Source organism: Citrobacter sp. RHBSTW-00599 (assembly GCF_013784065.1).
Lineage (GTDB): Bacteria > Pseudomonadota > Gammaproteobacteria > Enterobacterales > Enterobacteriaceae > Citrobacter > Citrobacter braakii.
In genome coordinates this window covers 3,173,910-3,195,003 of the sequence record NZ_CP056717.1, presented here as the reverse complement: position 1 = coordinate 3,195,003, position 21,094 = coordinate 3,173,910, and the positions used below count along the sequence as shown (strand labels likewise).

At 53.8% G+C, this 21,094-nt stretch carries 21 protein-coding genes; 16 read left to right on the top strand and 5 right to left on the bottom strand.

The genetic code is table 11. The features are described 5' to 3' along the window. Nucleotide 1 precedes the first annotated feature (1 nt). Both HV243_RS15795 and murJ read left to right on the top strand, forming a co-directional pair. Entirely contained in the window at nucleotides 2-925 is a 924-nt protein-coding gene (locus tag HV243_RS15795; protein WP_046274761.1) for a Gfo/Idh/MocA family oxidoreductase, read from the top strand. 223 nt (nucleotides 926-1,148) lie between these two features. Next, entirely contained in the window at nucleotides 1,149-2,684 is a 1,536-nt protein-coding gene (gene murJ / locus HV243_RS15790; protein ID WP_016152622.1) for a murein biosynthesis integral membrane protein MurJ, read from the top strand. 85 nt (nucleotides 2,685-2,769) lie between these two features. Here the strand turns inward: murJ and flgN are convergent, their stop codons facing one another. The 3 genes from flgN to flgA form a co-directional block, all read right to left on the bottom strand. Next, on the bottom strand, nucleotides 2,770-3,192 hold the full coding sequence (gene flgN / locus HV243_RS15785) for a flagella biosynthesis chaperone FlgN (RefSeq protein WP_016152623.1): 423 nt from the start codon (nucleotides 3,190-3,192) through the stop codon (nucleotides 2,770-2,772). 3 nt (nucleotides 3,193-3,195) lie between these two features. Continuing rightward, the gene (flgM, locus tag HV243_RS15780) at nucleotides 3,196-3,489 is read right to left on the bottom strand and encodes a flagellar biosynthesis anti-sigma factor FlgM (protein ID WP_016152624.1); all 294 of its coding nucleotides are present in this window, start codon (nucleotides 3,487-3,489) and stop codon (nucleotides 3,196-3,198) included. Between the two features lie 93 nt (nucleotides 3,490-3,582). Further along, nucleotides 3,583-4,242 carry a flagellar basal body P-ring formation chaperone FlgA gene (gene flgA, locus HV243_RS15775; protein WP_016156187.1) on the bottom strand — a complete coding sequence of 220 codons (660 nt, stop codon included), beginning with the start codon at nucleotides 4,240-4,242 and terminating at the stop codon, nucleotides 3,583-3,585. A 157-nt stretch (nucleotides 4,243-4,399) separates the two neighbouring features. On the opposite strand from flgA, the gene flgB reads away from it, so the two are divergent. The 11 genes from flgB to flgL all read left to right on the top strand — a co-directional run bounded on the left by flgB (nucleotide 4,400) and on the right by flgL (nucleotide 14,333). After that, nucleotides 4,400-4,816 (top strand): flagellar basal body rod protein FlgB, encoded by a 417-nt coding sequence (gene flgB, locus HV243_RS15770; RefSeq protein ID WP_016152626.1) that lies wholly within the window; start codon nucleotides 4,400-4,402, stop codon nucleotides 4,814-4,816. Nucleotides 4,817-4,819: 3 nt separating this feature from the next. After that, on the top strand, nucleotides 4,820-5,224 hold the full coding sequence (flgC, locus tag HV243_RS15765) for a flagellar basal body rod protein FlgC (protein WP_006685091.1): 405 nt from the start codon (nucleotides 4,820-4,822) through the stop codon (nucleotides 5,222-5,224). A gap of 12 nt (nucleotides 5,225-5,236) precedes the next feature. Then, the gene (gene flgD, locus HV243_RS15760; RefSeq protein ID WP_016152627.1) at nucleotides 5,237-5,935 is read left to right on the top strand and encodes a flagellar hook assembly protein FlgD; all 699 of its coding nucleotides are present in this window, start codon (nucleotides 5,237-5,239) and stop codon (nucleotides 5,933-5,935) included. Nucleotides 5,936-5,961: 26 nt separating this feature from the next. Next, complete coding sequence (flgE, locus tag HV243_RS15755; RefSeq protein WP_046274760.1) at nucleotides 5,962-7,254, top strand: flagellar hook protein FlgE; 1,293 nt, start codon at nucleotides 5,962-5,964, stop codon at nucleotides 7,252-7,254. A 20-nt stretch (nucleotides 7,255-7,274) separates the two neighbouring features. Continuing rightward, nucleotides 7,275-8,030 (top strand): flagellar basal body rod protein FlgF, encoded by a 756-nt coding sequence (locus tag HV243_RS15750; protein WP_016156188.1) that lies wholly within the window; start codon nucleotides 7,275-7,277, stop codon nucleotides 8,028-8,030. A gap of 13 nt (nucleotides 8,031-8,043) precedes the next feature. Beyond that, nucleotides 8,044-8,826: a flagellar basal-body rod protein FlgG gene (gene flgG / locus HV243_RS15745; RefSeq protein ID WP_003036202.1), complete on the top strand. Its 783-nt coding sequence runs from the start codon at nucleotides 8,044-8,046 to the stop codon at nucleotides 8,824-8,826. Between the two features lie 57 nt (nucleotides 8,827-8,883). Beyond that, complete coding sequence (locus HV243_RS15740) at nucleotides 8,884-9,582, top strand: flagellar basal body L-ring protein FlgH (RefSeq protein WP_046274759.1); 699 nt, start codon at nucleotides 8,884-8,886, stop codon at nucleotides 9,580-9,582. Nucleotides 9,583-9,615: 33 nt separating this feature from the next. After that, entirely contained in the window at nucleotides 9,616-10,692 is a 1,077-nt protein-coding gene (locus HV243_RS15735; protein WP_019076467.1) for a flagellar basal body P-ring protein FlgI, read from the top strand. Further along, complete coding sequence (gene flgJ, locus HV243_RS15730) at nucleotides 10,692-11,642, top strand: flagellar assembly peptidoglycan hydrolase FlgJ (RefSeq protein WP_053388818.1); 951 nt, start codon at nucleotides 10,692-10,694, stop codon at nucleotides 11,640-11,642. Before HV243_RS15735 ends, flgJ begins: the two co-directional genes overlap by 1 nt. A gap of 64 nt (nucleotides 11,643-11,706) precedes the next feature. Beyond that, nucleotides 11,707-13,365 (top strand): flagellar hook-associated protein FlgK, encoded by a 1,659-nt coding sequence (gene flgK / locus HV243_RS15725; RefSeq protein WP_016152633.1) that lies wholly within the window; start codon nucleotides 11,707-11,709, stop codon nucleotides 13,363-13,365. Nucleotides 13,366-13,379: 14 nt separating this feature from the next. Beyond that, entirely contained in the window at nucleotides 13,380-14,333 is a 954-nt protein-coding gene (gene flgL, locus HV243_RS15720) for a flagellar hook-associated protein FlgL (RefSeq protein WP_016152634.1), read from the top strand. A 241-nt stretch (nucleotides 14,334-14,574) separates the two neighbouring features. Here flgL and rne read toward each other — a convergent pair whose 3' ends face one another. Beyond that, nucleotides 14,575-17,823, bottom strand: coding sequence for a ribonuclease E (gene rne / locus HV243_RS15715; RefSeq protein ID WP_053388819.1), 3,249 nt, complete (start codon nucleotides 17,821-17,823; stop codon nucleotides 14,575-14,577). Nucleotides 17,824-18,521: 698 nt separating this feature from the next. Between rne and rluC the strand changes: the two genes are divergently transcribed. After that, nucleotides 18,522-19,475, top strand: a complete 954-nt coding sequence (gene rluC / locus HV243_RS15710) for a 23S rRNA pseudouridine(955/2504/2580) synthase RluC (protein WP_049259723.1) — start codon at nucleotides 18,522-18,524, stop codon at nucleotides 19,473-19,475. A 91-nt stretch (nucleotides 19,476-19,566) separates the two neighbouring features. On the opposite strand, the gene HV243_RS15705 is transcribed toward rluC, so the two are convergent. Further along, complete coding sequence (locus tag HV243_RS15705; protein WP_049269915.1) at nucleotides 19,567-20,151, bottom strand: nucleoside triphosphate pyrophosphatase; 585 nt, start codon at nucleotides 20,149-20,151, stop codon at nucleotides 19,567-19,569. Nucleotides 20,152-20,348: 197 nt separating this feature from the next. On the opposite strand from HV243_RS15705, the gene yceD reads away from it, so the two are divergent. After that, the gene (gene yceD / locus HV243_RS15700; RefSeq protein ID WP_003036239.1) at nucleotides 20,349-20,870 is read left to right on the top strand and encodes a 23S rRNA accumulation protein YceD; all 522 of its coding nucleotides are present in this window, start codon (nucleotides 20,349-20,351) and stop codon (nucleotides 20,868-20,870) included. Nucleotides 20,871-20,886: 16 nt separating this feature from the next. Then, the gene (rpmF, locus tag HV243_RS15695; RefSeq protein WP_003036242.1) at nucleotides 20,887-21,060 is read left to right on the top strand and encodes a 50S ribosomal protein L32; all 174 of its coding nucleotides are present in this window, start codon (nucleotides 20,887-20,889) and stop codon (nucleotides 21,058-21,060) included. The last annotated feature ends 34 nt before the right edge of the window (nucleotides 21,061-21,094 follow it).

The following is a 21,094-nucleotide window of genomic DNA, read 5'->3' as shown; positions in this document are numbered from 1 at the left end:
TGTGAATAAATTACGTATCGGCGTTGTCGGGCTCGGCGGGATTGCGCAAAAGGCCTGGCTGCCCGTGCTGGGCGCTAGTGCTGACTGGACGCTGGAAGGGGCATTTTCCCCTTCGCGTGAAAAAGCGCAGCGTATCTGTGATGCCTGGCGGATACCTTACGTTGATTCACTGGTTAATCTGGCGCAAACCTGCGATGCGGTTTTCGTCCATTCCAGTACCGCAACGCACTATGCGGTGGTCAGCGAACTGCTGAATGCCGGGGTTCACGTGTGCGTGGATAAACCGCTGGCGGAAAACCTGCGCGAGGCTGAACAATTGGTGGAGCTGGCCGAGAGGAAAAAGCTGACGCTGATGGTGGGGTTTAACCGTCGATTTGCGCCGCTGTATCAGGATCTCAAATCCCAGTTGGGCAATGCGGCGTCCGTACGCATGGATAAGCACCGGACGGACAGCGTCGGGCCGCACGATCTGCGCTTCACTCTGCTGGACGACTACCTGCACGTTGTCGATACCGCATTGTGGCTGGCGGGAGAGAAAGCGCAGTTAAATAACGGTACGCTGTTAACCAATGACTCCGGCGCGATGCTCTATGCGGAGCACCATTTTTCTGCCGGGCAAATGCAGATAACGACCAGTATGCACCGCCGCGCCGGTAGCCAGCGCGAGAGCGTGCAGGCGGTGACGGATGGTGGCCTGATTGACGTCACGGATATGCGGGAATGGCGGGAAGAGCGCGGGCAAGGTGTGGTGCACAAGCCGGTAGCAGGCTGGCAAACTACCCTGGAACAGCGTGGTTTTGCCGGATGCGCACGTCATTTCATTGAGTGCGTGCAAAATCAGACGGTTCCCCAGACGGCAGGTGAGCAGGCGCTCCTGGCCCAGCGCGTTGTCGAAAAGCTGTGGCGGGAGGCGATGGCTGAATAACCCCCTGTAACATCTGGCGGTAGTAATTCATTGTAATCCAGGTACTATATGCCAACTCAAAAATAACACCTCTTTTCAACCATAGGCTGGTTTGTCGGCCTGATAAGACGCTACGGCGTCGCCATCAGGCACAGCAAAAGTGCCGGATGGCGGCGATCATGCCTTATCCGACCTACGGGCAGGTTTGTCGGGGTTTTGCCTCAGAGTCTGGAATACAACATAGATGAATTTATTAAAGTCGCTGGCAGCCGTCAGCTCGATGACGATGTTTTCACGTGTGCTGGGTTTTGCGCGTGATGCGATTGTCGCCAGAATCTTTGGCGCAGGGATGGCGACTGATGCCTTTTTTGTGGCATTCAAACTTCCTAACCTGCTGCGCCGAATCTTTGCTGAGGGCGCTTTTTCGCAGGCGTTTGTGCCTATTCTTGCCGAATATAAAAGTAAGCAGGGTGAGGATGCGACCCGCGTCTTTGTCTCTTACGTTTCCGGGCTGTTGACTCTGGCGCTGGCCGTGGTGACGGTCGCCGGGATGCTGGCTGCCCCGTGGGTGATTTTAGTCACCGCGCCTGGGTTTGCCGACACAGCGGACAAATTTGCGCTGACCACTCAACTGCTACGGATCACCTTTCCGTATATTCTGCTGATCTCACTGGCTTCGCTGGTGGGTGCGATCCTGAATACCTGGAATCGCTTTTCCATTCCGGCGTTTGCGCCGACCTTTCTGAATATCAGCATGATCGGTTTCGCGCTGTTTGCTGCGCCTTATTTTCACCCTCCGGTGCTGGCGCTGGCGTGGGCCGTTACCGTTGGCGGCGTGCTGCAGCTGATTTACCAGCTTCCGCACCTGAAGAAAATTGGCATGCTGGTGCTGCCGCGCGTGAACTTCCGTGATGCGGGGGCGATGCGCGTCGTCAAGCAAATGGGCCCGGCGATCCTTGGGGTATCTGTCAGCCAGATTTCATTGATCATCAATACGATTTTCGCTTCGTTTCTGGCCTCTGGCTCAGTGTCATGGATGTATTATGCTGACCGTCTGATGGAGTTTCCGTCTGGCGTACTTGGCGTCGCGTTGGGGACTATCCTGCTGCCCTCGCTGTCCAAAAGTTTTTCCAGCGGTAATCATGATGAGTATTGCCGTCTGATGGACTGGGGCCTGCGTTTGTGTTTTCTGTTGGCATTACCGAGCGCCGTGGCGTTGGGGATTCTGGCCAAACCGCTGACGGTTTCTCTGTTCCAGTACGGTAAATTTACCGCCTTTGACGCAGCGATGACGCAGCGCGCGCTGGTGGCATACTCGGTAGGTTTGATTGGCTTGATCGTGGTGAAAGTGTTGGCCCCAGGTTTTTATTCGCGCCAGGATATTAAAACGCCAGTCAAGATTGCCATTGTCACGCTGATTATGACCCAGGTAATGAACCTGGCATTTATTGGGCCGCTGAAACATGCCGGGCTGTCGCTGTCGATTGGTCTGGCGGCGTGTCTGAACGCTTCACTGCTGTACTGGCAACTGCGGAAACAGAAAATTTTCACCCCACAACCGGGTTGGGCCTGGTTCCTGGCGCGACTGGTGATTTCTGTGCTGGTGATGTCGGCGGCGCTGGTTGGGATGCTCTACATCATGCCGGACTGGTCGCAGGGAACGATGTTATGGCGTCTGCTGCGTCTGATGGCCGTTGTGGTGGCCGGTATTGCTGCTTACTTCGCTGCGCTCGCGGTGCTGGGCTTTAAAGTGAAAGAGTTTGTGCGCCGGACGGCGTAACAGATTAATGCCGGATGGCGGCATGACGCCGTATCCGGCCTACAAAACGCGTAGGCCTGATAAGCAAAACGTTATCAGGCTAGCATCAGATAGAGAATTTTTTCCCGCCGCGGTGCGCAGCAGAGGTTTGACCGTTTGCGCCATACAGCGCCGGTTCCTGGTGCGGTTTCAGCACTTGAATCGCTTGTTGATTGCGCTCGATCTGCCCTTCCAGCAGCCAACCGTTGTGCTGGTTGAGTTCGCGTAGGTCCTGTGTTTTTCGGGTAATGGTCTGCCAACGCTCGGCAATTTCATCATTGGCGCTGCGCGTGGCGTCATGCTCCAGACGGCGCTGCTGCTCCAGATAATCAAGGGTTGCCAGCAAAGAGCTTTTTTCTTCTGTAATACGCTGTAGCTGGCTGCCGTTAATATATCCTGCGGAAAGCTGCTGCTGTTCAGCATCCATTACCGTTTTCAGGTCATTGAGGACGGTCGTCATCTGGTCAAGTATTTCTGACAAACGAGTCATACTTTATTTACTCTGTAGGTAGCTCTGCGCCTCGCGGATCAGCGAGTCGGCAATTTTTCCGGTGTCCATTTTCAGCTCGCCATTACGGATTGCGGTTTTGAGTGCTTCCACGCGTTCCATATTGATGTCATTGGTGCCGGGCTGCATCAGTTTGGCCTGGGCGTCGCTCAGCATGACGCTGGTGCTGGTGGTGGCGGTGGTTTTTTCCTTCCGCGTTTTTTGTACCGGCGCATCGCTGGTTTCACGTGGCTGAACGGTACTTACTGGCTTCAATGGTGAGGTACGATCAATGCTCATTTTGTTTATCCTCATCGAGGGGTTACGCTATAGCGGCCCGCTGTAATCATTGGTTGTTTATCTATCGGCACACGCTAAAAAATCTTTAACCTATTATAGGTTAATAAGAATATTCCCATCAGAATCGACGACACCGCTCACCACCTGGCCTGAAATCATCCGTACTCGGGCATTCTGGGCGACGGCGGCATTGTTCAGCGCTTTACCTTCGGCATTCACCCGAAAGCCATCTCCGTTGGCAATAACCAGGACGCGCTGACCGGCCTTGATTCGCCATGCCTGGCGCAACATGGAAAGCTGTATCGGCTGACCTGGCACCAGATCGCGCAAGCTTACGGCATCCTGCACCTGATTCATATCCAGCACGGCGCGCGGAGGGAGTTGGTCCAGTCGACCTCGTTTTAGCGTTACGCTGGCCGAAGTCAGGGCGCTACCCCGAGCGACGGGCGCGGCGGCAACAACGTAGTTTCCCGTGGCCTGCACGTTCACCTGCAGATAACGTTTCTCGTTGGCGCAGCGCGCCAGCACGTTCACATTACCCCACAATTTTGCACTCCCGGACACGCTTAATGCTGGTTGTTCGCAGCTCGGCAATAAGTTTGGCGACGTTCGGATAGTAACGACGACCTCATCGCTAAATCCGGCCAGACGCTGTGAAAACCATGCCGTCAGCTGTGAATTCAGGTCTTGCGCCAGCGTCATAGGACTGAACAGCAGTGCTGCCACGACGACTCCACGTTTAAACGTTTGCATCAAAACCTCGCGCTTTTTCAGGTAGTGACAGGATTCTACCTGTGTGACGCAGTCATCAACGCAACAAATAGCGACGCATTTTGCGTTTATTCCGGCGATAACGCGCGCGTAATGGGATTTAAGCTGTCGGCTGAATTTTGTCATTTGCGGAGGAGATATGCTCGATAAGCTCGACGCCGCCTTACGTTTTCAACAGGAAGCGCTGAATTTGCGCGCCCAACGCCAGGAAGTATTGGCGGCCAACATAGCCAATGCCGACACGCCGGGGTATCAGGCGCGCGACCTGGATTTCGCCAGTGAATTAAAAAAAGTCATGGTGCGGGGACGGGAAGAAACCGGCGGTGTCTCGTTGACGCTGACCTCTGCACAACACATTCCGGCCCAGACCGTTTCCGCTCCCTCTACGGAACTGCTCTACCGCATTCCTGATCAGCCGTCTCTCGATGGCAACACGGTAGATATGGACCGGGAGCGTACGCAATTTGCAGACAACAGCCTCAAGTATCAAATGGGGCTGACCGCGTTGGGTGGACAAATCAAAGGCATGATGAACGTGCTGCAAGGAGGGAACTAATTCGTGGCGCTGTTAAATATTTTTGATATCGCAGGCTCTGCGCTGACGGCTCAGTCTAAGCGCCTGAACGTGGCGGCCAGCAACATGGCGAATGCGGATAGCGTCACCGGACCTGACGGTCAGCCCTATCGCGCGAAGCAGGTTGTTTTTCAGGTAGATGCCGCGCCAGGTGCGGCAACCGGTGGCGTAAAAGTCGCTGACGTCATTGAAAGCCAGGCGCCAGATAAGCTGGTTTATGAACCCGGTAATCCGCTGGCCGATGCGAACGGTTACGTAAAAATGCCGAATGTGGACGTCGTCGGCGAAATGGTCAACACCATGTCAGCCTCGCGTAGCTACCAGGCAAACGTTGAAGTGCTCAATACGGTGAAAAGCTTGATGCTCAAAACGCTGACGCTAGGCCAGTAAAAGGAGGCGCACATGTCTATTGCTGTAAAAATGAATGACCCGAGCACGACGGGTGTGAATGACGCAACGGGGAAGAGTTCGCTGACGGGCAGCAACGCCGCGGACCTGCAAAGCAGCTTCCTTACGCTGCTGGTTGCACAGCTGAAAAACCAGGATCCAACCAACCCGCTGCAAAACAACGAACTGACCACCCAGTTGGCGCAAATCAGTACCGTGAGCGGAATTGAGAAACTGAACACCACGCTGGGATCGATCTCCGGGCAGATCGACAACAGTCAGTCGCTGCAGGCCAGTACGCTGATTGGCCACGGTGTCATGATCCCAGGCACCACCATCCTGACCGGTAAAGGTACGGAAGAGGGCGCAAAAACCACTACCACGCCGTTTGGCGTTGAACTGCAGCAACCGGCAGATAAGGTTACCGCAACCATTACCGATAAAGACGGCAAGGTGGTACGCACCATTGATATTGGTGGGTTGAAAGCGGGCGTTCATACCTTTACCTGGGACGGCACCATGACCGATGGCACGGATGCGCCAAGCGGTTCTTACAACGTGTCAATTGCTGCCAGTAATGGCGGAACACAACTGGTGGCTCAGCCGCTTCAGTTTGCGCTGGTGCAGGGCGTTATTCGCAGTAACGGCGGTAATACGCTGGATCTGGGCACCTATGGAACCACCACCCTCGACGAAGTACGGCAGATCATTTAAGCCTTCACACTTATCAGGAGTAAGTCATGGCCTTTTCACAAGCGGTCAGCGGTCTGAACGCTGCAGCGACCAACCTCGATGTCATTGGTAACAACATCGCCAACTCCGCCACCTATGGTTTTAAATCCGGTACGGCCTCTTTTGCCGATATGTTCGCCGGTTCTAAAGTGGGTCTGGGCGTTAAAGTTGCGGGCATTACCCAGGACTTTACCGACGGTACCACGACCAACACTGGTCGCGGGCTGGATGTCGCTATCAGCCAGAACGGTTTTTTCCGCATGGTAGACAGCAACGGTTCCGTTTTCTACAGCCGTAACGGTCAGTTCAAGCTCGATGAAAACCGCAATATCGTCAACATGCAGGGGCTACAACTGACGGGCTATCCGGCTACCGGTACACCGCCAACGATACAGCAAGGTGCTAACCCGGCGCCGATCACTATCCCGAATACGCTGATGGCGGCTAAAACCACCACGACTGCGTCAATGCAGATCAACCTGAACTCCACTGACAAGGTGCCAACGAAGACCCCGTTTAATCCCAGCGATGCGGATTCCTACAACAAAAAAGGCTCAGTTACCGTTTTCGATAGCCAGGGTAACGCCCACGACATGAATATTTTTTATGTCAAAACAGGCCCGAACAAATGGGATGTCTACACCCAGGACTCCAGCGTTGCGGGTTCAGTTGCCAACAAGAATGCGGTGATGAACTTTAGTGCTAACGGTACGCTGACCTCAGTGAACAATTATGTTCCAGGGACTGTGCCAGTAGATCCAGCAGATCCGACTGGACCAAAAATCCCCGTTGAAGGCCCAGCTAATGCCCAACCGCAAATTCAGATAACGACCGGTACGATCAATGGCGCAGTTCCGGCGAACTTCTCCCTGAGCTTCCTCAATTCCATGCAGCAGAACACTGGCGCCAACAACATCGTTGCCACGAATCAGAATGGCTACAAGCCGGGCGACCTGGTGAGCTACCAGATTAACAATGACGGTACTGTGGTCGGTAACTACTCCAACGAACAGCAACAGGTTCTGGGGCAGATCGTGCTGGCAAACTTTGCCAACAACGAAGGTCTGGCTTCTCAGGGTGACAACGTCTGGGCAGCCACTCAGTCTTCCGGCGTGGCGCTGCTGGGTACTGCAGGCGAGGGTAACTTCGGCAAGCTGACCAACGGCGCGCTGGAAGCATCAAACGTGGATTTGAGTAAAGAACTGGTGAATATGATCGTCGCCCAGCGTAACTATCAGTCGAACGCGCAGACCATCAAAACCCAGGACCAGATCCTCAACACGCTGGTCAACCTGCGCTAAGCGCCTGACGGGATGGCTTAATGGATCACGCAATTTATACCGCCATGGGCGCGGCCAGTCAGACGCTGAATCAACAAGCGGTGACGGCCAGCAACCTGGCAAACGCCTCAACGCCGGGTTTTCGTGCGCAACTCAATGCGCTGCGCGCGGTTCCCGTTGAAGGATTGTCTTTACCGACGCGTACGCTGGTGGTGGCCTCCACGCCGGGGGCCGATATGACGCCGGGTCAGATGGACTATACCTCACGTCCGCTGGACGTGGCGCTGCAACAAGATGGCTGGTTGGCCGTGCAGACCGCGGACGGTAGCGAAGGATATACCCGAAATGGCGCCATTCAGGTAAGCCCTACGGGGGAACTGACCATTCAGGGACACCCGGTGATTGGCGAAGCCGGACCAATAGCCGTACCGGAAGGTTCAGAAGTCACCATTGCGGCAGACGGCACGATCTCGGCGCTCAACCCTGGCGATCCGGCTAACACCGTTGCGCCAGTTGGGCGACTGAAACTGGTGAAGGCCACGGGGAGTGAAGTGCAACGTGGCGATGACGGTATGTTCCGTCTGACCCAGGCCGCGCAGGCTACCCGTGGCGCTACGTTACAGGCCGACCCCAGCATTCGCGTTATGTCGGGTGTGCTGGAAGGCAGTAACGTTAAGCCGGTAGCCGCGATGAGTGACATGATCGCCAACGCCCGTCGTTTCGAAATGCAAATGAAGATTATCAGTAGCGTGGATGATAACGCGGGTCGCGCCAACCAACTGCTGTCGATGAGTTAATACAGGACATTTTATGATCAGTTCATTGTGGATCGCCAAAACCGGCCTGGATGCGCAGCAAACCAACATGGATGTGATTGCCAACAACCTGGCAAACGTCAGCACCAACGGATTTAAGCGTCAACGTGCCGTTTTTGAAGATCTGTTGTACCAGACGATTCGCCAGCCTGGCGCACAGTCTTCTGAACAAACCACACTGCCGTCTGGTTTGCAGATTGGTACCGGTGTGCGCCCGGTCGCGACCGAGCGTTTACACAGCCAGGGGAACCTGTCGCAGACCAACAACAGTAAAGATGTGGCGATTAAAGGGCAGGGCTTTTTCCAGGTCATGCTGCCTGATGGCACGTCCGCCTACACCCGTGACGGTTCTTTCCAGGTGGATCAGAACGGTCAACTGGTGACTGCGGGTGGTTTTCAGGTTCAGCCGGCTATCACCATCCCGGCTAACTCGCTTAGTATCACCATTGGACGCGACGGTATCGTCAGCGTAACCCAGCAGGGCCAGGCAGCACCGGTTCAGGTTGGGCAGCTTAACCTGACTACTTTTATGAACGATACCGGTCTGGAAAGCATTGGTGAGAATCTGTACACCGAAACGCAGTCATCCGGTGCGCCGAATGAGAGCACTCCGGGGCTGAACGGCGCGGGTCTGCTGTACCAGGGTTATGTTGAAACCTCTAACGTCAACGTGGCGGAAGAGCTGGTTAACATGATCCAGGTTCAGCGCGCTTACGAAATCAACAGTAAAGCGGTATCGACCACCGATCAGATGCTGCAAAAACTGACGCAACTCTAAAGTGTGGCCCGGTGGGGTGAAAGCCTCACCGGCACACTGATTTTGAAGATGACCGCAATGCGAAAATACGCGCTTCACCCATACCCAATTTTAGCCCTGTTGGTAGTTTCACTGACAGGATGCGCCTGGATCCCGGCCACGCCCCTCGTGCAGGGCGCAACGTCTGCCCAGCCTGTTCCTGGCCCGACGCCAGTGGCGAATGGATCAATCTTCCAGTCGGCCCAACCGATTAACTACGGTTATCAGCCGCTATTCGAAGACCGCCGTCCGCGCAATATTGGCGATACGTTGACCATCGTATTGCAGGAAAACGTCAGCGCGAGCAAAAGTTCTTCGGCTAATGCAAGCCGTGACGGCAAGACCAACTTTGGTTTTGATACCGTACCGCGTTATTTGCAAGGACTGTTTGGCAATGAGCGTGCTGACGTAGAAGCTTCAGGCGGTAACTCCTTTAACGGTAAAGGCGGCGCGAACGCCAGAAATACCTTCAGCGGTACCCTGACCGTAACGGTCGATCAGGTACTGGTGAATGGCAACTTACATGTTGTGGGTGAAAAACAGATCGCCATTAATCAGGGCACTGAATTCATTCGCTTCTCCGGGGTCGTTAACCCGCGCACCATCAGTGGCAGCAACTCCGTACCGTCAACTCAGGTTGCGGACGCACGTATTGAGTATGTCGGCAACGGCTACATCAATGAAGCGCAGAATATGGGCTGGTTGCAGCGTTTCTTCCTTAACTTGTCGCCGATGTAAGCGAGGTAGCCAGTGTTTAAATCTTTAGTTGGAATGGTACTGGTGCTGATAACCACCTTTGCGCATGCCGACCGTATTCGTGACCTGACCAGCGTTCAGGGCGTGCGGGAAAACTCGTTGATCGGTTATGGGCTGGTGGTCGGTTTGGATGGCACGGGTGACCAGACTACCCAGACGCCGTTTACTACGCAAACGCTCAACAACATGCTTTCGCAGTTGGGAATTACCGTGCCAACCGGCACCAATATGCAACTGAAAAACGTGGCGGCGGTGATGGTGACCGCGCAATTCCCGGCCTTTGGTCGTCAGGGGCAAACCATTGACGTGGTGGTCTCTTCCATGGGGAACGCCAAAAGCCTGCGCGGCGGAACGTTGCTGATGACCCCGCTGAAAGGGGTCGATAGCCAGGTATATGCGCTGGCGCAGGGGAATATTCTGGTAGGCGGTGCAGGCGCGGCTGCGGGTGGCAGCAGCGTGCAGGTAAACCAGCTCAATGGCGGACGTATTACCAACGGCGCGACCATCGAACGTGAATTACCCAGCCAGTTCGGCGGCGGTAACACCATTAATCTGCAGCTCAATAATGAAGATTTCACTATGGCGCAGCAGATAACCGACACCATTAACCGTTCGCGCGGCTTTGGTAGCGCCACTGCGCTGGACGCCCGGACGATTCAGGTACGCGTGCCAAGCGGCAACAGTTCGCAGGTGCGTTTCCTTGCTGACATCCAGAATATGGAGGTGAATGTCACGCCGCAGGATGCGAAAGTGATTATCAACTCGCGCACCGGATCCGTTGTCATGAACCGTGAAGTCACGCTGGATAGCTGTGCCGTCGCGCAAGGCAACTTGTCGATAACGGTAAACCGCCAGGCGAACGTCAGCCAGCCGGATACACCGTTTGGCGGTGGACAGACCGTGGTGACACCTCAAACCCAGATCGATCTGCGCCAGAGCGGCGGTTCGCTGCAAAGCGTGCGTTCCAGCGCCAACCTGAACAATGTTGTGCGTGCGCTTAATGCGCTAGGGGCAACGCCGATGGATCTGATGTCCATTCTGCAATCGATGCAGAGCGCGGGATGCTTACGCGCCAAACTGGAAATCATCTAATGATTGGTGACAGCAAACTGCTGACCAGTGCCGCCTGGGATGCGCAATCACTGAACGAACTGAAAGCGAAAGCGGGTCAGGACCCGGCGGCGAATATCCGCCCGGTTGCCCGTCAGGTTGAAGGGATGTTCGTACAAATGATGCTGAAAAGTATGCGTGAAGCACTGCCGAAAGATGGTGTTTTTAGCAGTGATTCAACACGTTTGTATACCAGCATGTATGACCAACAAATTGCGCAGCAGATGACCGCAGGCAAAGGTCTGGGACTGGCTGAAATGATGGTTAAGCAGATGACCGAAGGTCAGGCGCAACCCGCAGACGATGCGCCGCAGGTGCCAATGAAGTTCTCTCTGGAAACGGTGACCAGCTATCAAAACCAGGCGCTGACGCAACTGGTCCGTAAAGCCATTCCCCGCGCGACGGAAAGCAATGATGAGCCGCCGTCAGGTGACAGCAAAGACTTCCTCGCCCAGCTATCGCTGCCGGCTAAGCTGGCAAGTCAGCAAAGCGGGGTTCCGCATCATCTGATTCTGGCGCAGGCGGCGCTGGAGTCCGGATGGGGGCAGCGACAAATCCGCCGTGAGAACGGTGAACCGAGCTTTAACATTTTTGGCGTGAAGGCTTCGGGAAGCTGGAAAGGCCCAACCACCGAAATCACCACCACCGAATATGAAAACGGCGAGGCGAAAAAGGTGAAAGCCCGATTCCGCGTCTATAGCTCTTACCTTGAGGCACTGTCGGATTATGTCGGTCTGATATCGCGTAACCCGCGCTATGCGGCGGTAACCGCCGCTGCTACCGCCGAGCAGGGGGCACAGGCTTTGCAGAATGCCGGTTACGCGACTGACCCTAACTATGCGCGTAAATTAACCAGCATGATCCAGCAGTTGAAATCGATGAGCGAAAAAGTGAGCAAAACCTACAGTACGAATATCGATAATCTCTTTTAAATAGCTCAAGTCTACCAACCTGCTGCCGATAATAACGAGTATTGAAGGATTACAAGGAACCTCCATGTCCAGCTTGATTAATAACGCGATGAGTGGACTCGCCGCAGCGCAGGCTGCGTTGAATTCTGCCAGTAATAACATCTCCAGCTATAACGTTGCCGGATACACCCGTCAAACGACAATTATGGCGCAAGCGAACAGCACGCTGGGTGCGGGGGGCTGGGTTGGCAATGGCGTCTATGTTTCTGGCGTACAGCGCGAGTATGACTCCTTTATCACGAATCAGTTACGTGCCGCGCAGAACCAAAGCAGCGGCCTGACAACGCGCTATGAACAAATGTCGAAAATCGACAATCTGCTCTCCAGCAAAACCAGTTCCATTTCGACCTCAATGCAGGACTTTTTTACCAGCCTGCAAACGCTTGTCAGTAACGCGGAAGACCCGGCGGCGCGCCAGGCGCTGATCGGTAAAGCTGATGGTTTAGTCAACCAGTTCAGAACAACCGACCAGTATCTGCGTGATCAAGACAAGCAGGTTAATACTGCGATCAAGGCCAGCGTTGACCAGATCAACAACTATTCAAAACAGATTGCCAGCCTCAACGATCAGATTTCCCGTCTGACCGGCGTCGGCGCGGGCGCATCGCCTAACGATTTACTCGACCAGCGCGACCAACTGGTCAGTGAACTGAACCAGATTGTCGGTGTTGAAGTCAGCGTTCAGGACGGCGGGACTTACAACATAACCATGGCGAACGGTTATTCACTGGTGCAGGGCAGCAATGCACGCCAGCTGGCGGCTGTGCCCTCCAGTGATGATCCCAATCGAACCACAGTAGCCTACGTCGACGGGGTTGCCGGCGAGGTTGAAATTCCCGAAAAACTGTTGAATACCGGTTCACTGGGCGGGCTGTTGACCTTCCGTTCTCAAGAGCTTGACCAGACGCGTAACACGCTGGGCCAACTGGCGTTGGCGTTTGCCGATGCGTTTAACACCCAGCATAAAGAGGGTTTTGACGCGAACGGCGATCAGGGTAAGGATTTCTTTGCTATCGGTAGCCCGGCAGTATTCAACAACGCTAAAAATACAGGAACAGGATCGTTAAGCGCGAAGATTACCGACAGCTCTGCTGTACAGGCGACCGATTATAAAATCGTTTATGACGGGACGGACTGGCAGGTTACTCGCCTGGCGGATAATACCAGCTTCAAAGCTACCGTTACCGGTGGGAAGATGTCCTTTGACGGGATGGAAATCACCGTAAATACTGGCGCAAAAGCAAATGACAGCTTCACAGTGAAACCTGTCAGTAACGCCGTTGTTGATATGAAAGTCATGGTGACCGATGAGTCGAAAATCGCCATGGCCCAGGTCTCAAAAAATGATCCGGACCCGGATATTGATAAGGGAAAAAGCGATAACCGTAACGGTCAGAAACTGCTGGATCTGCAGACCAAAGCTACCGTGGGTAATAAGACCTTCAACGATGCCTATGCCACGCTGGTAAGCGATGTCGGGAACAAAACCGCGACGCTGAAAACCAGCGCCATTACCCAGAACAACGTGGTAACGCAGCTTTATAAGCAGCAGCAGTCTATTTCCGGCGTCAACCTCGACGAAGAATACGGTAACTTACAGCGCTACCAACAGTATTACCTGGCTAACGCGCAAGTGCTGCAAACTGCAAATGCGCTGTTTGATGCACTGATTAATATTCGCTAAGGGAGAGGGACACAATGCGTATCAGCACCCAGATGATGTACCAGCAGAATATGCGTGGCATCACTAACTCTCAGGCTGAATGGATGAAGTTCGGCGAGCAGATGTCAACGGGCAAACGTGTGATCAACCCATCTGACGATCCGATCGCCGCCTCGCAGGCCGTGGTGCTTTCTCAAGCACAGGCGCAGAACAGCCAATATACGCTGGCGCGTTCATTTGCGACGCAAAAAGTGTCGCTGGAAGAGAACGTACTGAGTCAGGTAACGACGGCAATTCAGACCGCGCAGGAAAAAATTGTCTATGCCGCGAACGGCACGTTAAGCGATGACGACCGTGCATCGCTGGCCACCGACCTGCAGGGGATCCGCGATCAACTGATGAACCTGGCGAACAGCACCGACGGTAATGGGCGCTATATTTTTGGTGGATACAAAACAGAATCTGCACCGTTTGCTCAGGCAGATGGCGCTTACAGCGGCGGTACAACAAATGTGACCCAGCAGGTCGATGCCTCCCGTACCATGGTTATTGGTCATACTGGCGATAAAGTATTTGTTAATCTGACCAGCAATGCCGTACCGGAACCAGGCGGCGGTACTCAGGAAAAGAACCTGTTCAAAATGCTGGATACCGCTATTGATGCGCTCAAAACCCCGATTGAGGGCAATGACGCGGCAAAAGCTACCGCCTCTGCAGCCATTGATAAAACCAGTCGTGGCCTGAAAAATTCACTGAATAACGTGCTTTCTGTTCGTGCAGAATTAGGGACTCAGCTCAGCGAGTTAAGTTCACTGGATTCACTGGGCGCCGATCGCGCATTGGGCCAGACTCAGCAGATGAGCAATCTGGTGGATGTTGACTGGAACGCAGCGATTTCGTCCTACGTGATGCAGCAGGCCGCACTGCAGGCATCGTACAAAACGTTTACCGATATGCAGGGAATGTCGCTATTTCAGCTGAACCGGTAACACACTTTGAACATATCTTGAAACTGGATATGTTTGTCTGCCCGCTCCTTTAACACCCCGGAGCGGGCATTTTTTTAGGCCACTGTTATTTTCTCAGCGACAGATTCCCCGTTAATCTTATTACCCGCGCAATAGCACCGCTAAAGATTGCCAGCGTAACCACGCCTTCTCAGTTTGTCAGTGTGTAGAGCAGAGATAAAAAAAAGCCGACCCGAAGGTCGGCTTTGATGTTGATTATTACTTACTCAACGGGCTGCGGGCGCGTTGCTGGCGCAGTCGCCTGGTGCGTGGCGCTGTGTCCACCTGCGGCACCTTTACCTTCAAAGGTGAATTCCGGGCGTTGCCAGTCACTATGACGCGGCGCTTCAGGCACATACTCTGGTGCCGGAGCACGGGTCATCGGGGCGGCCGCGTGGCTGTGAAGATGTTCTGCGTCAACGCGGGTTGCGACAACTTCAGCCTTAGCGACTGCGTCTTCGACGACAGGTGCTGCAACAACCTCTTGCGGCGCGGCAACTTCTTCAACCACTGGCGCTGTTTCCACAACCTCGGCAATCTCTTCAGCCACTTCAGGCTGAGAAATAACAACCTCCGCAGATTCTTCGACAACCGGCGCAGCCACTATTTCAGCGACAGGTTCGGCTTTCGCCGCGGTATCCTCAGCAACAGACGCGTCAGATTCAGCGATAATTTGCGGTTGTTCCTCGACCGGAGTAGCGATGACTTCCGGATGGGTGGTTTCAACGACGGTAGCCTGAGGTTCAGCAATGACCACCTCTGGCTGTACGGTTTCAACCGACGCAGGGGCGTTCACAATATGCTCAACGGCAGCTGCAGCAACCTGAGGCTCTACGGCGACAGGTGCAGTTTGCCCCTGAACCGTTTCCTGCTCGCGCTGCTCTGCAACCTGCTGATCCTGAGGACGAGCAACAGGGTAGCGGATCCAGACTTTACCGGACGCTAATTCTGGAGATGCGCAGGCAACCGTTAACGGCATAGGCGACTGAACCGGGTAACGCTCGTCACGATAGCGACGACGACGCTGTCCACTGACGCGCAGATGGCGAGGTGAGCGACGGGAACGACGCGGCATACCATTAGAGTCACGCGCTTCGCTGTTGTCTTCCTGCTCAGTCGCAACGACGGCAGGGAGATCAACTTTCGCCAGTTCAGTACGCTGTGCCGGTACGGGCTGTTCAGTTGGTTGAGCGACAGCCGTTTCAGCGACCACCTCGGCAGTAGCGACTTCGGCTTCAACAGCCGGGCTGTCTGTGTAACGAACTTTCTGAGTCAGCTGACGCTGTTTACGGCGAGTCTGAGGCTGACGAACGCGCTCTTCCTGCTCGTTATCCTGCGCAGGTTGTTCTGCCAGGTTCAGCTCTTTAACTTCCTGCTGCGCCTGACGCTTATCATCGTTGCGACGGCGGTTGCGCTCGCGACGCGGAGCCTGCTGGTCATCACCGGATTTCGCTTTGTCGGCGACCTCAGTAGACTGCTGGCGGTTATCGCGCGCTTCCGCATTTTGCTGCTGCGACTGACGGCGGTTACGGCGGTTATCTTCACGGTTTTCGCCGCTTTCTGAACGCTCGTTACGGTTATCACGCTCGCCACGGTTGTCGCGATTATCACGACGATCGTTACGGTCGCGACGATTGTTCTGACGCGGTTTACGACGATCCTGCTGGCGATCGGTTTTCTCTTCAGCTTTCGGCGCAGGTTGTTCAACCGGTTTCACTTCTTCGCTACCGCTGAAGATGGACTTCAGTGCGCTGAAGAAACGGCTAATCAAACCTGGCTGTGCGGCGACGGCCGCGGTCGCTGCTGCGGCTTTAGGCGCGGCGGCCTTCGCAGTAGGTTCCTGCAAAGCAGGGGCTGGCGGCACCTCTGGCATAGCAAAGGTGGCCAATGCCGGCTGCTCTGGCTGTTTACGCTCGACGAACTCTTCTTCCGTCGGCAATGCCATCGCTTCTTCATGCAGTTTCGGCAGCAGATAGCTCAGGGTTGGTGTTTCTTCCCCTTTGCGTACGCGCAGCACGGAGTAATGCGGGGTTTCCATCTGATCGTTTGGCACAATCACACAGCGCACGCCATTCTGACGCGTCTCGATGGCATTTACCGCGGTACGTTTTTCGTTGAGCAGGTAGGATGCGATCGGCACAGGAACAATAGCGTGAACTTCCTGCGTATTTTCTTTCAGCGCTTCTTCTTCGATCAGACGCAGAATAGACAGCGACAGTGATTCGTTATCACGTACGGTACCCGTGCCGGAGCAGCGTGGGCATACGTGATGGCTGGATTCACCCAGCGACGGGCTCAGACGCTGGCGGGACATCTCCAGCAGGCCGAAGCGAGAAATATGGCTGATCTGAATACGCGCTCTGTCCTGGCGCACGGCTTCACGCAGACGGTTTTCAACCGCACGCTGGTGACGAACCGGCGTCATATCAATGAAGTCGATTACAATCAGGCCGCCGAGGTCGCGCAGACGCAGCTGACGAGCAATTTCATCGGCTGCTTCAAGGTTGGTGTTGAACGCAGTTTCTTCGATGTCGCCGCCGCGGGTCGCGCGTGCGGAGTTGATATCGATAGCGGTCAGCGCTTCTGTGCTGTCGATAACGATTGAGCCGCCGGACGGCAGACGCACTTCGCGCTGGAACGCGGACTCAATTTGAGATTCGATTTGATAGTGGCTGAACAGCGGAATTTCACCGGTGTACAGTTTGATTTTGCTGCTGAAATCCGGACGACCCAGCGCGGCGATGTGCTGACGCGCCATCTCCATAACTTTCGGGTTGTCGATGAGGATTTCGCCGATGTCCTGACGTAAATAGTCACGGAATGCGCGAACGATAACGTTGCTTTCCTGATGGATCAGGAACGGAGCAGGGCGGCTGTCAGCGGCTTTTTGAATCGCTTCCCAGTGCTTCAGGCGGAAACTCAGGTCCCACTGCAGCGCTTCGGCAGATTTGCCGACACCTGCGGTACGCACGATAAGCCCCATGCCATCAGGCAGTTCCAGGCTTGCCAGCGCTTCTTTTAATTCGGTACGGTCGTCGCCTTCAATGCGACGGGAGATGCCGCCCGCGCGCGGGTTGTTCGGCATCAGAACCAGATAACTACCTGCCAGGCTGATAAAAGTGGTCAGCGCAGCACCTTTATTGCCGCGTTCTTCTTTATCGATCTGAACAATGACTTCCTGACCTTCGCGCAACACGTCTTTAATGTTGGGACGACCATGGGAGTTGTAGCTAGCGGGGAAGTATTCGCGGGCAATTTCTTTTAACGGGAGGAAACCGTGACGTTCAGCGCCGTAATCAACAAAAGCAGCTTCCAGACTCGGTTCAATACGGGTAATTTTGCCTTTATAGATGTTGGCTTTTTTCTGTTCGTGTCCAGGACTTTCGATATCCAGATCGTACAGACGCTGCCCATCTACAAGGGCGACACGCAACTCTTCCTGCTGAGTCGCGTTAATTAACATTCTTTTCATCGTAACTTACTCATTATTCTTACATTGACGACTAAGCTGCGGGCAGAGTAATGCCTTTCCGGGTGTGAACCGATGGCCTCGTGTCTATTCGCGTCGCCAACCTCACGGTTATCGTCAGCTCAAAGAGGCGCAGAGTGTCGGTTGCCTGTATTTCATACGGAAACACAGCGCAATTATCAGGGGAACAGTCTGGGTGTTACTCTCCAGAGAAGCTTCCATCGTGCTTATCGTCTTTCACGCTGTGGGTGCGTTGGCTTCATCTTCTTACCCCAACCACTTACAGGAGTAAGCACCTGGGGTTCCCAGACTTGCCGCCTTCCTACAACGCGAAATCTATAGAGCACTTACCGGTAAGGACTGCAACCCGCAGCCCGCTAACTGCCTGAAAGATCAATACGTCTTACGCCATTGCTGCGTTGATGATCGGTCGGGCAAAATTGGGTCATTCCGGAAAAGGTCTTGTTTTAACAAGATTCAACACGGAAACAACCTCATTATTCCACTGCTAACCTTGTTATAGCAAGATGACTTTTGCCATTTATCACCCGGTTACTCACAGTTTTTTCACTTCCGCGTAGTGATTGCTTTAATAACCACCAAATCGGCTATGTCAAACTTAAGTAATAAGGTATAGCAGTTAATATAAGCATAGAAAAATGTGTGGCGCGAATCTTGATGGCTATTTAAAATCGGCCCCCATGAAAACAGAGACTCCAGCCGTAAAAACAGTTGCCATTACTGCCGACGAAGCAGGGCAACGCATCGACAACTTTTTGCGCACCCAGCTCAAGGGCGTGCCGAAAAGTATGATTTATCGCATTTTGCGTAAAGGCGAAGTGCGGGTGAACAAAAAACGCATTAAACCCGAGTACAAACTCGAAGACGGGGACATTGTGCGTATTCCACCTGTACGTGTCGCTGAACGTGAAGAAGAGGCCATTTCACCAAATTTGCAGAAGGTCGCGGCGCTGACCGATGTCATTTTATATGAAGATGACCACATTCTGGTGCTTAACAAGCCTTCAGGTACGGCCGTGCATGGTGGAAGCGGGTTAAGCTTTGGCGTCATTGAAGGCTTACGAGCGCTGCGCCCGGAAGCGCGTTTCCTTGAGCTGGTGCATCGCCTCGACCGGGATACCTCCGGCGTGCTGCTGGTGGCCAAAAAACGATCTGCCTTGCGTTCGTTGCATGAACAACTGCGTGAAAAAGGCATGCAGAAAGACTACCTCGCGTTGGTACGCGGCCAGTGGCAGTCGCATGTCAAAACCGTGCAGGCCCCGCTGTTAAAGAATATTCTGCAAAGCGGCGAGCGTATCGTGCGGGTGAATCAGGAAGGCAAACCATCGGAAACACGCTTTAAAGTGGAAGAGCGTTACGCGTTTGCTACGCTTGTGCGCTGCAGTCCCGTGACCGGACGCACGCACCAGATTCGCGTGCATACACAATATGCCGGACATCCGATTGCCTTTGACGACCGCTATGGCGATCGTGAGTTCGATAAGCAACTGGCGGATACCGGGCTGAGCAGGCTCTTTTTGCACGCCGCAGCGTTGAAATTTACTCATCCTGGGACGGGTGAAGTAATGCGTATTGAAGCGCCAATGGATAAGCAGTTGAAGCGCTGCCTCGAGGTGTTACGCAGTAAAGGCTGATGCGCATTGATATTATCGCGCATTACCTGTAGGCCTGAAGGCGCTGTGCCTATCAGGCCTACAGGATTAGGCCTGTACAACCGTTAACCCGTCAGGCTTTTAACGGGTTCATATCTTCTCGTCGCAGCATTTGACACAGTGCGATTAGCGGCAAACCGATTAAGGTATTTGGGTCGCGGCCTTCCAGGCGCTCAAAAAGTGCAATGCCCAATCCTTCGCTTTTAAAACTACCGGCACAATGCAGCGGGCGCTCTTTGCGCACGTAATCTTCAATTTCCGTTTCGCTTAAATGACGAAAATGCACGTCGAACGGTTCAACTTCAGTTTGTAAATGTCCGGTCGCAGAATTATACAGCGCCAGTCCGGTATAAAACGTCACAATATTGCCACGGGCTTTGAGTAACTGCTGGCGTGCATTTTCTTCTGTTAACGGTTTGCCGGTTATTTCACCATCGAGAACACAAATTTGATCGGAACCAATAATAAGGTGCGATGGATAACGGAGGGCGAGAGATTGCGCTTTTTTCTGCGCCAGTCGCAAGACTAAGTGGCGGGGGGCTTCGCCCGGTAACGGCGTTTCATCAACCTCTGGTGCTGCGCATTCGAACGGGATTGCCAGTTTTTCTAGTAAAGCGCGACGCCAGGGAGAGGTAGAAGCAAGAATAAGTTGAGGCATATTTTTTCCCTCGCATATAGCGTATTGATGAGAGCCATTTTAAACTATGGACTTCGTCCTACAAGCTGGCTGTAATGGCTTGTGTTGAGCGATTTTAAGTCGATGACCCGCAATGTGTGCGAATTATTGGCAAAAGGCAACCACAGGCTGCCTTTTTCTTTGACTATATGACGTTACAAAGTTAATATGCGCGCCCTATGCAAAAGGTAAAATTACCCCTGACTCTTGATCCGGTTCGTACGGCTCAGAAACGCCTCGATTATGAAGGTATCTATACTTCTGATCTGGTTGAGCGTGTCGCCGATTCTGTAGTCAGTGTGGACAGTGATGTGGAATGCTCCATGTCGTTCGCTATCGATAACCAGCGCCTTGCCGTTATAACCGGTGATGCAAAAGTGTCGGTTACGCTCGAATGTCAGCGTTGCGGGAAACCGTTCCCACTTCATGTTCACACAACATATTGTTTTAGTCCTGTCCGTTCTGACGAGCAGGCTGAAGCACTCCCGGAAGCGTATGAGCCGATTGAGGTTAACGAATTCGGTGAAATCGATCTGCTTGCAATGGTTGAAGATGAGATTATCCTCTCCTTGCCGGTAGTTCCGGTGCATGATTCTGAACACTGTGAAGTGTCCGAGGCGGACATGGTCTTTGGCGAATTGCCTGATGAAGCGCAAAAACCAAACCCATTTGCCGTATTAGCCAGCTTAAAGCGTAAGTAATTGAGGAGTAAGGTCCATGGCCGTACAACAGAATAAACCAACCCGTTCCAAACGTGGCATGCGTCGTTCTCATGACGCTCTGACCGCAGTCACCAGCCTGTCTGTAGACAAAACTTCTGGTGAACAACACCTGCGTCACCACATCACTGCCGACGGTTTTTACCGTGGCCGTAAGGTAATCGCTAAGTAATCACGCATGACTCAATGACTTTCCTGCTACGGTG

Bases quoted from the DNA above. Each gene is read 5' to 3' on its own strand.
- murJ (WP_016152622.1), top strand. From the start codon at position 1,149: ATGAATTTATTAAAGTCGCTGGCAGCCGTCAGCTCGATGACGATGTTT.
- flgN (WP_016152623.1), bottom strand. From the start codon at position 3,192: ATGACTCGTTTGTCAGAAATACTTGACCAGATGACGACCGTCCTCAAT.
- flgM (WP_016152624.1), bottom strand. From the start codon at position 3,489: ATGAGCATTGATCGTACCTCACCATTGAAGCCAGTAAGTACCGTTCAG.
- flgA (WP_016156187.1), bottom strand. From the start codon at position 4,242: ATGCAAACGTTTAAACGTGGAGTCGTCGTGGCAGCACTGCTGTTCAGT.
- flgB (WP_016152626.1), top strand. From the start codon at position 4,400: ATGCTCGATAAGCTCGACGCCGCCTTACGTTTTCAACAGGAAGCGCTG.
- flgD (WP_016152627.1), top strand. From the start codon at position 5,237: ATGTCTATTGCTGTAAAAATGAATGACCCGAGCACGACGGGTGTGAAT.
- flgE (WP_046274760.1), top strand. From the start codon at position 5,962: ATGGCCTTTTCACAAGCGGTCAGCGGTCTGAACGCTGCAGCGACCAAC.
- HV243_RS15750 (WP_016156188.1), top strand. From the start codon at position 7,275: ATGGATCACGCAATTTATACCGCCATGGGCGCGGCCAGTCAGACGCTG.
- flgG (WP_003036202.1), top strand. From the start codon at position 8,044: ATGATCAGTTCATTGTGGATCGCCAAAACCGGCCTGGATGCGCAGCAA.
- HV243_RS15740 (WP_046274759.1), top strand. From the start codon at position 8,884: ATGCGAAAATACGCGCTTCACCCATACCCAATTTTAGCCCTGTTGGTA.
- HV243_RS15735 (WP_019076467.1), top strand. From the start codon at position 9,616: ATGGTACTGGTGCTGATAACCACCTTTGCGCATGCCGACCGTATTCGT.
- flgJ (WP_053388818.1), top strand. From the start codon at position 10,692: ATGATTGGTGACAGCAAACTGCTGACCAGTGCCGCCTGGGATGCGCAA.
- flgK (WP_016152633.1), top strand. From the start codon at position 11,707: ATGTCCAGCTTGATTAATAACGCGATGAGTGGACTCGCCGCAGCGCAG.
- flgL (WP_016152634.1), top strand. From the start codon at position 13,380: ATGCGTATCAGCACCCAGATGATGTACCAGCAGAATATGCGTGGCATC.
- rne (WP_053388819.1), bottom strand. From the start codon at position 17,823: ATGAAAAGAATGTTAATTAACGCGACTCAGCAGGAAGAGTTGCGTGTC.
- rluC (WP_049259723.1), top strand. From the start codon at position 18,522: ATGAAAACAGAGACTCCAGCCGTAAAAACAGTTGCCATTACTGCCGAC.
- HV243_RS15705 (WP_049269915.1), bottom strand. From the start codon at position 20,151: ATGCCTCAACTTATTCTTGCTTCTACCTCTCCCTGGCGTCGCGCTTTA.
- yceD (WP_003036239.1), top strand. From the start codon at position 20,349: ATGCAAAAGGTAAAATTACCCCTGACTCTTGATCCGGTTCGTACGGCT.
- rpmF (WP_003036242.1), top strand. From the start codon at position 20,887: ATGGCCGTACAACAGAATAAACCAACCCGTTCCAAACGTGGCATGCGT.